The organism is Pseudomonas marginalis, from assembly GCF_900105325.1.
Classification (GTDB): Bacteria; Pseudomonadota; Gammaproteobacteria; order Pseudomonadales; family Pseudomonadaceae; genus Aquipseudomonas; species Aquipseudomonas marginalis.
Genome location: NZ_FNSU01000003.1, coordinates 1,413,967 through 1,425,265, shown reverse-complemented (window position 1 = coordinate 1,425,265; position 11,299 = coordinate 1,413,967). Strand labels below are relative to the sequence as shown.

At 60.7% G+C, this 11,299-nt stretch carries 12 protein-coding genes and 1 pseudogene; 1 reads left to right on the top strand and 12 read right to left on the bottom strand.

The features are described from left to right. Positions 1-85: 85 nt before the first annotated feature. The 5 genes and pseudogenes from BLW22_RS15590 to BLW22_RS15575 all read right to left on the bottom strand — a co-directional run bounded on the left by BLW22_RS15590 (position 86) and on the right by BLW22_RS15575 (position 4,101). The gene (locus BLW22_RS15590; RefSeq protein ID WP_141691324.1) at positions 86-1,135 is read right to left on the bottom strand and encodes an SEL1-like repeat protein; all 1,050 of its coding nucleotides are present in this window, start codon (positions 1,133-1,135) and stop codon (positions 86-88) included. Between the two features lie 77 nt (positions 1,136-1,212). Beyond that, positions 1,213-1,902 (bottom strand): GntR family transcriptional regulator, encoded by a 690-nt coding sequence (locus BLW22_RS15585; protein ID WP_065927994.1) that lies wholly within the window; start codon positions 1,900-1,902, stop codon positions 1,213-1,215. Positions 1,903-1,919: 17 nt separating this feature from the next. After that, positions 1,920-2,621 (bottom strand): FadR/GntR family transcriptional regulator, encoded by a 702-nt coding sequence (locus tag BLW22_RS15580; RefSeq protein ID WP_065927995.1) that lies wholly within the window; start codon positions 2,619-2,621, stop codon positions 1,920-1,922. A 32-nt stretch (positions 2,622-2,653) separates the two neighbouring features. After that, positions 2,654-2,782, bottom strand: a pseudogene (locus BLW22_RS36035) (outer membrane lipoprotein carrier protein LolA); the annotation flags it as partial. After that, on the bottom strand, positions 2,776-4,101 hold the full coding sequence (locus tag BLW22_RS15575) for a C4-dicarboxylate transporter DctA (RefSeq protein ID WP_174562744.1): 1,326 nt from the start codon (positions 4,099-4,101) through the stop codon (positions 2,776-2,778). The pseudogene BLW22_RS36035 and the gene BLW22_RS15575, both read right to left, overlap by 7 nt. 217 nt (positions 4,102-4,318) lie before the next feature. On the opposite strand from BLW22_RS15575, the gene BLW22_RS15570 reads away from it, so the two are divergent. Further along, positions 4,319-4,948 carry a DNA-3-methyladenine glycosylase I gene (locus BLW22_RS15570; protein WP_074846973.1) on the top strand — a complete coding sequence of 210 codons (630 nt, stop codon included), beginning with the start codon at positions 4,319-4,321 and terminating at the stop codon, positions 4,946-4,948. A gap of 55 nt (positions 4,949-5,003) precedes the next feature. Here the strand turns inward: BLW22_RS15570 and BLW22_RS15565 are convergent, their stop codons facing one another. The 7 genes from BLW22_RS15565 to BLW22_RS15535 form a co-directional block, all read right to left on the bottom strand. Further along, positions 5,004-5,405, bottom strand: a complete 402-nt coding sequence (locus BLW22_RS15565; protein WP_065927998.1) for a cupin domain-containing protein — start codon at positions 5,403-5,405, stop codon at positions 5,004-5,006. An 84-nt stretch (positions 5,406-5,489) separates the two neighbouring features. Next, positions 5,490-6,923 carry a MocR-like pyridoxine biosynthesis transcription factor PdxR gene (pdxR, locus tag BLW22_RS15560; RefSeq protein ID WP_065948234.1) on the bottom strand — a complete coding sequence of 478 codons (1,434 nt, stop codon included), beginning with the start codon at positions 6,921-6,923 and terminating at the stop codon, positions 5,490-5,492. A gap of 70 nt (positions 6,924-6,993) precedes the next feature. Next, positions 6,994-7,761 carry an SDR family oxidoreductase gene (locus BLW22_RS15555; RefSeq protein WP_027608558.1) on the bottom strand — a complete coding sequence of 256 codons (768 nt, stop codon included), beginning with the start codon at positions 7,759-7,761 and terminating at the stop codon, positions 6,994-6,996. Between the two features lie 10 nt (positions 7,762-7,771). Continuing rightward, on the bottom strand, positions 7,772-8,839 hold the full coding sequence (locus BLW22_RS15550; RefSeq protein ID WP_027608557.1) for a phosphotransferase family protein: 1,068 nt from the start codon (positions 8,837-8,839) through the stop codon (positions 7,772-7,774). A 129-nt stretch (positions 8,840-8,968) separates the two neighbouring features. Next, positions 8,969-9,922, bottom strand: a complete 954-nt coding sequence (locus BLW22_RS15545) for a 2-hydroxyacid dehydrogenase (protein WP_065928000.1) — start codon at positions 9,920-9,922, stop codon at positions 8,969-8,971. A gap of 127 nt (positions 9,923-10,049) precedes the next feature. Continuing rightward, entirely contained in the window at positions 10,050-10,574 is a 525-nt protein-coding gene (locus BLW22_RS15540) for a cysteine hydrolase family protein (RefSeq protein ID WP_065928001.1), read from the bottom strand. A gap of 276 nt (positions 10,575-10,850) precedes the next feature. Then, positions 10,851-11,282 (bottom strand): hypothetical protein, encoded by a 432-nt coding sequence (locus BLW22_RS15535; RefSeq protein WP_413038071.1) that lies wholly within the window; start codon positions 11,280-11,282, stop codon positions 10,851-10,853. Between the last annotated feature and the right edge of the window lie 17 nt (positions 11,283-11,299).

Genomic DNA, 11,299 nt, shown 5'->3' with positions numbered 1-11,299 from the left:
CGACTGGTACTGGAAGAATCCCTGAATCTCACGATTCAGGGATTTTTTTTGGCCCGGTGAACCCGGGCAGCCCGCTATTGGACGATTATTTCGCAGTGCCCGGAATGATCAACTCCTCAAGGCGAGAGAAGGGTTCAATAGCCTTTTCTGCAAGTTGGGTCAGGGTCGTGTTGGCCTTTTCCCAATCCGTTTGCGTCATCTGCATTTCGATTGCGTGGAGGTCGGATGCAAGCATGGGAACCTCTTCAACCTCCGCTGTTTTCTTGAGTACATACTTCAACATCGCGTAGGCCAGGCCGAGGTCCTTGGCTAGGCCGTACGTGCGCGGCGCCTGTCGCTCGCCAGGGGCATAGCGGGATGCGTCTTTTTGCGCGCGTGCAAAGTTGGCGAGTGCGTAGCCGTATTCGAGCATCCCGTATACCTGTCCCATCCACGCCAGTTGAGCAAGACGTGATTGTTTTTCGGCAAAGCTGGCATTCGACTCATCAGAAAAGACTCGTGCGTGTACCGCCAAAGGCAGTCCACCGTCTGCGGACGCTTGCAGGAGTTCTTCGATTCGGGCGTGGCGTAGGGTGTCGTTACTAAAGATCTCAGGCTTTTGTTGATACAACTGGGCGAGTTTGTATTGGGCTTGGTTCCAGCCGACGGCGGCGGACTTCTCCAACCAGTGGGTGTCATTGGTAATGAGGTACATGTAATACATGCCCTGGGGATTCTCTTGGCTCGCCGGGTTGGTCAGCAGGCCCTTGGCTTTTTCCAGGGACTGGGCGTCACCCAGTTGTATCAAGGCAGGAATATAGTTCTGAGCCGCAGCCAATCTGAGCCATTTCTTTGTATCGTCGCTTGCGTGGGAAGTGACCTCACCGTTCTTGTGATGCCAGATGCCGTCGCGGTAAGCACCGCATGTGGCCAGGGCGAACTGAGACCAAGCGTTGCCGGTCGCGGCGGCTATGTTTAGAAAGCGCTCGGCTTCTTCAAGTTTGTTGAGCTGGAATATTTTCGCTCCCGTGTAAAGCGCAGCATCGTTCAACTCGTTCAGAGCCGTCTGCATTTCCAGTGGCATTGTTGTTTTTTGCGTGTTCAGTTGCGAAAGCACGCTGAACAGTGCTGGTCGTATTTTTGAATCTGATTTCATGATTGGTACCTGTAATACGCACTCAAATTGTGCGCAAACAGGGTGTGAGATTGCCTGGGCCCTCAGGCGTTAGATAGCTATTGCGTTAGCTTGAGCAGTTTCGATTCCAGGTGATCCAAATGCTGGGTCATCAGGCTGATCGCACGGTTGACGTCGCGTTGCTCAACTGCGTCGACAATCGCCACATGCTCCTGCCACGCGCAATACGTGCAGGCTTTGGCCTCATATTGCGCAATGATCAACGACGTCAGCGGCACCAGGCTGTTCAGGAACTGCGCCAGCGGCGCATTTCCTGCTATGGCTGCCAACTGCAGGTGAAACTCCCCCGACAAGCGTATCGCCGGCCCACGCTGGTCACGTTCAATGCAATCGCGCTCGCGGGCGATCAATTCGCGTAATTGGCGGATTTGCCCGGAGCTGGCCTGGGCGCATGCCAATTGCACCACGGTCATTTCGGTCATGCGCCGCGCTTCGAGGATTTGCCGCGTCTGCTGGGCATCCGGCGCCGCCACTTGGGCGCGCTGGTTCGGACGCAGGATAATCACTTGCTGATGGGACAGTTTGGCCAATACCCGACGGATCACGCTGCGGCTCACGCCGAAGGTTTCGCCCAGGCTTTCTTCGGTGAAGCGGCTGGCCGGGGCGATGCGTTGTTCGAGGATTGCGTCGAACAACCGTGGGTAGATGTCATCCACCGAAGGCTTCTTGCCGGCCACCAGGCGCAGGGTGGGCAAGTAGGGGTCGTGTTGCAGGGCGTGGGCGGTCATGGCCGGTCTCCAATAAATCAGCTGCCCAGATGATCGTCCGGGATATTCAGGCGAATGCCCATGCGCAGGCCTTCCTGGAGGATATGCCGGCGCATCTCGGCACTGGCCAGGGCGCTGTTCTTGTTGCGGATGGCGCGTACCACCGCCTCATTTTCCTGCAGGCGTTCCGCCAGGTGCTCGGGTGAGTTGCGCAGCACCTGGGTGCTTTGCTTGAGGGCATTGCTGGTTTGCTGCACCACGTTCTGGAAGATCGGGTTGGAGGTGAGCGCGAACAGTTCCTCATGAAAGTCGAGGTAAGCGTTCATGCCGGCTTCGGCGTCACCGGCATCCAGGGCTTCGCGCATGTCCATCAGGGTCAGGCGCAATTGGCCGACTTCCTTGCTGCTGATGGACTGGGCCACCAGGCCGACGATAAAGGGTTCGAGGGTGTAGCGCAGTTGCAGGATGTCTTCGAGGCTGGCGTCGGCCACGGCGTCGCTCGATTGTGGTTCGCTGACGCTGGTTTCCAGCACGACCACGCCTTTGCCGGGCATGGAGCGCACCAAGCCGAGGGTTTCCAGCACGATGACCGCTTCGCGCAGGCTGGGGCGGCTGATGCCCATCTGTTCGGCCAGTTCGCGCTGGCCGGGCAGCATTTCGCCCCGGCGCCACTGACCGCGAGCCAGGGCGGCGCGGAGTTTTTCTACGACTGAATTGACGACGGTTGAGGTGCTGATCACGTCGTGCGCTCCTTAAAAATGAATAATCCCTGCACTGTAGGAGCGAGCTTGCTCGCGAAAAACTTCAAGTCACCGCGTGCATCCAGAATGCCCGCGTTATCGTTGACGACCTTCGCGAGCAAGCTCGCTCCTACAGTGGAAAGCGTTTGGCGTTTTAAAATTCCTGGTGGGCCGGCACTACCGGCTTCTTGGCCTGGAAGGCATAACCTTGCTGGCCGTCCAGCACCTTGTTGGCGCGTTGGATATCGATGTCTTTTTCCCAGCGGGCAATGGCCACGGTGGCGACGCAGTTGCCGATCAGGTTGGTCAACGCGCGACCGATACCCATGAACCAGTCCACCGCCAACACCAGCACCAGACCGACTACTGGAATCGCCGGGATCGCCGTAAGCGTTGCCGCCAGAATCACCAGCGCCGAGCCGGGAATCCCGTGGGCGCCCTTGGAGGTGATCAGCGACACCAGCAGGATGGTCAGCAGGTCGGTCATCGACAGCGGCGTGCCGGTGGCGTTGGCGATAAACACGATGGCCAGGGTCAGGTAGATCGAGAAACCGTCGAGGTTGAACGAATACCCGGTGGGAATCACCAGGCCCACGGTGGAGCTGCCAATGCCCAGGTGTTCGAGTTTGCGCATGACCTGCGGCAGCACCGCGTCGGAGGAGGCGGTACCCATCACGATCAACAGTTCTTCGCGCAGGTACTTGAGCAACGGCAGCATGCGCAGGCCCGACAGGCGCATCACCAGGCCGAGGATCAGCGCGACGAAGGCAAGGCAGGTCAGGTAGAACAGGCCCACCAGGCTGCCCAAGTGTTGCAGGGAGTCCAGCCCGTAGGTGCTGGTGGTGAAGGCGATTGCGCCGAACACACCGATCGGCGCCAGGCGCACGATCATGCCCATGATGCGGAAAATCACGTGGCTGAGTTCGTTGATCAGCCGGGTGATGCCCGAGGCTGCTTCGCCTACCAGGTTCAGCGCGCTGCCGAACAGTACCGAGAACAGCAGCACTTGCAGCACGTTGTTGTCGGCAAAGGCGCCGATCACCGAATTAGGGATCAGGTCCATCAGGAACTGGCTGGTGCGTTTGATGTGCTGGCCCTTGTCGGCCAGTTCATTCAGGCCGGCAGAGGAGAGCTGCTCCAGGTGGATATTGGCACCTTGGCCGATCCCGGTGCTGAAGGCCATGATCAGGCCGATCACCAGGGCGATGGTGGTGAGCACTTCGAAGTAGATCACCGACTTGAGGCCGATGCGCCCGACCTTCTTCAAGTCGCCGGCCCCGGAAATACCACTGACCACCACGCAGAACACGATCAGGCCGATCAGCATCTTGATCAGCTTGATAAAGCCGTCACCCAGGGGTTTGAGTTGCGAGGAGAATTCGGGAAGGGCCAGGCCGCACACGATGCCGAGCATCAGGCCAATCACGACTTGCAGGAAAATCGAACGCGAGCACCATCTGAGCATGGGAGGGATCTCTATTCGGTGCCCTGGTGGTTCCAGGGCTTAATTGTTGTGGTCATACCGGTAAGTCCAGTGCGTCGCCAGTCTAGGCCAGGTATTTTTGAAATCACAAGTAAAAATTCGGCGGTAGGCAGGTCCCGGTCTGACCAGTTGGTCGCGAAGGTGGATGCTTGAGCGGTTGGCGGGGCGCAAATTTTTTCGCTTATCATTCGCCGCCTGGCACATGAGGTGATGGATGGACAAACAAGGACTGACCACCGACGAAGCAGGGCTGACCCACTGCACCTGGCGCACGGCCGCGCCGGAATACCTCCGTTATCACGACCACGAGTGGGGCGTACCGGTGGCGGATGATGTTCAACTGTACGAGAAGATTTGCCTGGAAGGCTTCCAGGCCGGCATGGCCTGGATCACCATCCTGCGCAAGCGCGAGCCGTTCAGGGCGGCATTCGACGGTTTTGATTTTCGCCGGGTGGCGCAGTACGGCGAGGCGGATGTCGAGCGGTTGATGCAGGACGCGGGCATCGTGCGTAACCGGGCGAAGATCGTTTCCACCATCAACAACGCCCGCCGGGCGTGTGAGCTGGTGGATGAGACCGGCTCGCTGGCGCAGTGGTTATGGGCGTTCGAACCCGGCCCTGAAGAGCGCCCGGCAGTGGTGGACCTGGCTTACTGGACGGGCAATCCCATCTCGCCGGCCTCGGTGCGCCTGTCCAAGGCCTTGAAGAAACGTGGCTGGACGTTCGTCGGGCCGACCACGATGTATGCGCTGATGCAGGCGATGGGGATGGTCAATGATCACCTTGATGGGTGCGTGTGCCGCCCAAAGATCGAAGAACTGCGCCGCCAGTTCAAGCGCCCGTGAGTCGCTGACGGAGGGAGGGGGCTTCATCCATATTGCTGATTGGTGATGAGGCTGATTAGTGAGGAAGAGGGGTCAACACCTCGGCCTTGTCATCCAGCACCATCACTACCAGCAGCCTGGCCGGCTGGGTCTGGCTGGCATTGCTGGATTCAAAGTGTCGCGAACCCGCGGGCTCGTAGAACGATTCGCCAACCGTGTAGGTCCTGGCTTTCTCATCATTCACCCGCGAGGTAATCGCGCCTTCGAGCACATAGGCCACGGCCGTGCCCGTGTGGCTGTGGGGTACGGTGGCCTGGCCGGGGGCGTAGTCCACGGTGAGCATGAGGGTTTTCTTGCCGGGCACCTGGGGCAGCGCGTGTTCTTGCAGGACCTTGATCGATTCCTGGTTGTACACGGGCGGGTGGGCAAAGGCGCTGAGCGAGGCGAGCATCAGGGTGGTGGCGAGTAGGCGTTTCATGGCGAAGTTTCCGAGAAGTTCGAGACCTGCCCACCGTACGCCGGGATTTTCGAGCGACCAATGACCAATCCGGCGGAAAAACCCTTAGCCAATCTGCTGGAGAATATCGCGCACCTTGTCCAGCGCCGGGTCGATGTCGAGGGTCTCGATGGCCCCAAACCCGATGATCAGGCCCGGACGCACCGGCGTGTCGTGGAAGAACACGTCCAGCGGGTATAGGCCGACTTCCACCTGGCGCGCCAATTCCATCAGCAACGGGATATTCACCGGTACTTTGCACAACGCCGCCATATGGAACCCGGCGACGGTGGGCACCGCTTCGAACCACGGCGACAGGTCGCCCGCCAGGCGCTGCAAAATGCGCTCGCGGCGCCCGGCGTATACGCTGTGGCAGCGGCGAATATGCTTGAGCAAATAGCCTTCGCTGATGAATTTGGCCAGCGCCCATTGCGGCAATGTGGAGCTGTGCTGGTCGGTCAATTGCTTGGCCTTGAGCACCGCGCCGTAGATCGCCGGCGGCAGCACCGCATAGCCCAGGCGCAGTTCGGGCAACAGGGTCTTGGAGAACGTCCCGACGTAGGTGACCACGCCACGGCTGTCCATGCTTTGCAGGGAGTCGGTGGGCCGGCCTTCGTAGCGGAACTCGCTGTCGTAGTCGTCCTCGATGATGATCGCACCCAACTCGAAGGCGCGTGCCAGCAGTGACTCCCGACGTGGCAGGCTCATGGGCATGCCGAGGGGGAACTGGTGGGAGGGCGTGACGTAGATCAGCCGGGCGCCATCGGGGATCCGGTCGACCTGAATGCCTTGTTCATCGATGGGAACCCCGATGACCAAGGCCCCCATCGCCATGAACAACTGGCGCGCGGGGCTGTAGCCGGGGTCTTCCATGGCGACGATGCTGCCCGGTTCCAGCACCACGCGGGCGATCAGGTCCAACGCCTGCTGCGCACCGTTGGTGACTACGATGTCGCTGTCGCGGCATTTGACCCCACGGGAAAACGCGATATGCCCGGCGATGGCACTGCGCAGTGCCGGCACCCCTTCGGGCTGGCTGTAGAACCCACTGTTCTGGGCGATGCGCCGCAGCGCATCCTGGGTGCAGCGCCGCCATTCATCCTGGGGGAACTGATTGCGGCTGGTGGCGCCGCCGATAAATTCGTAGCGCAACGTGCTGTCGCGGGTGGGATGGCGCATGGGCGAGGGCAGTGACTGCCACTTCGCCAGGTTGGCGGCGCAGGCCAGGTCGGTGGCGGTCTGCACGCGATTCGGCTGTGGTGCCCACGCGTTGACGAAGGTGCCACGGCCAATCTTGCCCACCAGCAGGCCCTCGTAGGTCAGGGTGGCGTAGGTATCGGATACGGTCTTGCGCGATACGCCTAATTGCTCGGCCAGCAGGCGGCTGGGTGGCAGTTGCGCGCCCGCCGAGAGACGCCCGGTGGCGATGGCTTCACGCAACTGCTGATAAAGCTGGGCCGCCAGGTCCTTACGCCCGTTGATGACGATGTGGAGTTCCATGTTTCATCCTGAGACAGATCGATCTACGCCAAGGTTACGCGTAAATCGATCTGTAGAAACCCAGGCGTACTCAGGACAGGAAGCCGCCATCCACATTCAGCGACACACCGGTGGTGTAGCTCGACGCATCGCTGGCCAGGTACAGCACCGCACCGGCCATCTCGCTCGGGTCGGCCACGCGCTTGAGCGGGATCTGCGCCAGGGCCATTTTCAGGATCGCGTCGTTCTTCACCAGCGCCGAGGCGAACTTGGTGTCGGTCAGGCCGGGCAACAGGGCGTTGCAACGAATGCCGAATTCGGCGCATTCCTTGGCGAACACCTTGGTCATGTTGATCACGGCGGCCTTGGTCACCGAGTAGATGCCCTGGAACACGCCCGGCGAAATGCCGTTGATCGACGCCACGTTGATGATGCTGCCGCCACCGTTCTCGCGCATCAGCTTGCCGGCTTCCACCGACATGAAGAAGTAGCCGCGAATGTTCACGTCAACGGTCTTCTGGAAGGCGCCGAGGTCGGTGTCCAGCACGTTGCAGAACTGCGGGTTGGTCGCGGCATTGTTGACCAGTATGTCCAGGCGGCCGAACTGTTCGCGGATGCCGGCAAACACCTGGGTAATCTGCTCCATTTCACCGATATGGCAGGCAATCGCCGTGGCCTTGCCGCCGTCGGCGATGATTGCATCCGCCACATGCTGGCAGCCTTCGAGCTTGCGGCTCGAGACGATCACGTGGGCGCCTTGCTGGGCAAGCAGCTTGGCGATGGCTTCACCGATGCCACGGCTGGCGCCGGACACAAAGGCAATCTTGCCGTCGAGGTCGAACAGGTGGGTCTTGGACATTAGCGATTCCTTAGAGGGCTGATTTACCGATGACATTCAGGCTCATCTGCTCCAGCAGCTTGTTCATGTGGATGAACTGCGCAAAGCGTTTGTCCTGGGTCTGGCCGTGGAAGAAACGGTAGTAGATCTGCTGCACGATGCCGGCCAGGCGGAACAGGCCGTAGGTGTAGTAGAAGTCGAAATTGTCGATCTGGATCCCGGCGCGCTCAGCGTAGTAATCCACGAACTGGCGGCGGGTGAGCATGCCGGGGGCATTGCTCGGTTGGCGGCGCATCAGTTGCACCGGCGCCGGGTCGTCGGCTTCGATCCAGTAGGCGAGGGTGTTGCCCAGGTCCATCAGCGGGTCGCCGAGGGTGGTCAGTTCCCAATCCAACACGCCGATGATCTGCATCGGGTTGTGCGGGTCGAGGATCACGTTATCGAAGCGGTAGTCGTTATGCACGATGCTCGAGGTTGGATGGTCGGCGGGCATCTTGTCGTTGAGCCAGGCACGTACCTTTTCCCAGTTGGGGGCGTCGGGGGTCAGGGCCTTTTCGTAGCGGTCGCTCCAGCCACCAATCTGGCGTGCCACATAGCCTTCAGGCTTGCCCAGGTCGGCCAGGCCGCAGGCGCGGTAGTCGACCTGGTGCAGTTCGACGAACTTGTCGATAAAGCTTTTGCACAACGCCTCGGTCCGGGTGGCATCCAGGCCCAGTTCGGCGGGCAGGTCGGAACGCAGGATGATGCCGTTGACCCGTTCCATCACATAGAACTCGGCGCCGATCACCGACGCGTCGGTGCAGTGCACATAGGCCTTGGGGCAATACGGGAAACCATCCTTGAGCTGGTTGAGAATGCGGTATTCGCGGCCCATGTCGTGGGCGGACTTGGCCTTGTGGCCAAAGGGTGGGCGACGCAGCACGAATTCCTGGCCGGGGTATTCCAGCAGGTAGGTGAGGTTGGATGCGCCACCGGGGAACTGGCTGATCGTGGGCGTGCCGCTCAGGCCTGGGATATGGGCCTTGAGGTAGGGATCGATCAAGTTGGCATCAAGTTCTTCGCCTGGGCGAATCTGGGTCGATTGGTCGTTAAGCGCCATGCTTATCCCTTCTGCTTATTCTAAAGGCGTCGGACTATTTCCTAATCTAATGCGCACCACCGCCCAGCGACAAGGTCGGGGCGGCTTAATAGGTTAGCGTGTTGAAGGGTGATCAGCCTGCCTGATTGGTCATTTTACGGGCGGGGGCAGGACGACCGGGGTAAGCACCGGCCGGCCGGCAAAGTACTCCACCAGGTTGTCGGCCACACGCTGCACGGTGTCGTGGGCGGCCTCGGGAGACAGGCCGGCCACATGGGACGTGAGCACGGTATTGCTCAAGCGCTTGAGGGCATCCGGCACCTTGGGTTCATCGTCGAACACGTCCAGCGCCGCACCCCCGATACGGCGTTGTTCAAGGGCGGTGACCAGGTCGGCGGTGACCACCACGCTGCCACGGCCGATATTCACCAGGTAACCGTTCGGGCCGAGGGCGTCCAGGGCGTGGCGGTCGATCAAGTGGCGCGTGCCGGCGCCGCCGGGCGTGGCCAGGACCAGGAAATCCGAGCTGCGCGCCAGCTCCACGGCCGTGGCGCAGTAGGTGTAGTCCACATCATCGCGCGGCTGGCGGTTGTGATAGCTCACTTCCATGCCAAAGCCGAGGGCCGCGCGCTTGGCGATTTCCAGGCCCACCGCGCCGAGCCCGAGGATGCCCAATTGCTTGCCGCCCAGAGACGGGCGCATGACCTTGGGCCATTCGCTGCGGCGTACCGCTGCGTCCGTCTGGGGAATGCCGCGCACCAGCGACAACAGCAGCGCCATGGCGTGGTCGGCCACCGACGGCGCATTCACCCCGGCGCCATTGGTGACCACGATGCCGCGATTGCTCGCGGCCTGCAGGTCGACATGCTCATAACCGGCGCCGATCACGCAGATGATCTCCAGCATTGGCAGGGCCGCGATTTCTTCGGCATACAGGCCCAGCGGGCCCCGGGTCAGTACGGCCTTGATCTGCCCGCCATGGGTCTTGATCGCCTGGGCGCGCTCGCTGGGTGTGGGCGCCAGGATCACATGAAAGTCGTTGCTCTCGATGATTTGCAGGTATTCATTGATGGTTTCAACCAGAACCAGAACAGTGGTGGTCATCGGAAGGCTCTTCCTGAAGGGTTTGAGGGCATCAGTATGCGGGATTTGCAGGAGGGCGCGTTTTGCTCGGGTAGAAAAAATCTACGACTGCAGGCGCGAGCATGCTTGCTCCTACAGTTTGTACCGGTCAGAACCTGACGTCAGCCGCTTTCATACTCAGCCCAAACGCCCCCGCCAGCGTGGCATTGTGATGCGCGATGATCGCCTCGGCCTTCAGCGCCGGGGTGTCCATGCAGGTATGGGCGTCTTCAGGCACGATCACCGAGAAGCCCAGCTCTACCGCCACGCGGCAGGTGGTGTCGATGCAGTACTGGGTTTTCATCCCGACGATCACCAGTTGATTAACCTCCAGGGCTCGCAGTCGTCGGGCCAGGTCGGTACCCAGGAAGCAACTGGGGCGGGTTTTGTCGAACAGATGGTCGTGAGTCTCGTCTACCAGCAGCCCTTGCCACAGTTGCCAATTCGGACTGCCCGCAGCTATCGGCGAGCCCGCCGGGCCGGTATGGCGGGCAACCAGGATCGGCGCGCCGGCTTCACGGGCGCGGCCGATCAACGAGTTGATGGTGCCCAGCACACGCTCGCGTTCAAAGGGTTTGTCGGGGCCATCGTACAAGCCGGTTTGCATATCGATGATCAACAGGGCATCAGCCATGGTATTGCTCCTTGCGAGTGCCAGGCGACGGAGCAATAAAACGGCCCCGTCCATTGCTGGCGGGGCCTTGGGTTGAATCTGGGTGGTGTTTAGCTTGAGCACCCACGGCAACCGCACGACCCGCCTGGAGCGGTCGTGGTGGTGGTGCGGGTGAGGAGCTGCTGGAAAAAGGTCATGCCTCGATCATGCTGGGACAGGGGCGAGGCTGTCAAATGCATCAGGTGCCGAAAAAGTTGCGCCCCAGCTGGAACAGGGGGCGCGGATGCTAGCGGGAGATCACTGCGGGGGGCTAAGCCGTGCCTTTTCCTGCTCGGCCTGAGCGATGGCCATGAAATTGTAGGTGGGGAAGAATTCCGTGGTGTAGACCCCCCATGCGGTGTTTTCGATCGCCAGGTTGACTTCCGCCAGGCGCGACGCCGGCAGGCGCAGCACAACGACCTGCCCGATACCCATGGTGATGTTCCAGCTCACTACTTCCACTCCTGCTGGTGGGAACACCTTGTGAAATTCCTGCTTGGCCAGTTGTCGTTTCAGTTCGCTCAACGGGCGTGATTGATCGTGTTTAAGAAATACGGTCAACATGACGGCGTTGTCCGCTGTGGCAGCAGCGTTTTTTGCAGGAAGGGTTGTTGAAGTTTGCGCAGTCGCTACACCGGGTAACAGTGTCGCGGCCAGCAGTGCGGGTATTAACAGTTTGCGCATATTCATTGTCGGGTGCCTTGTTT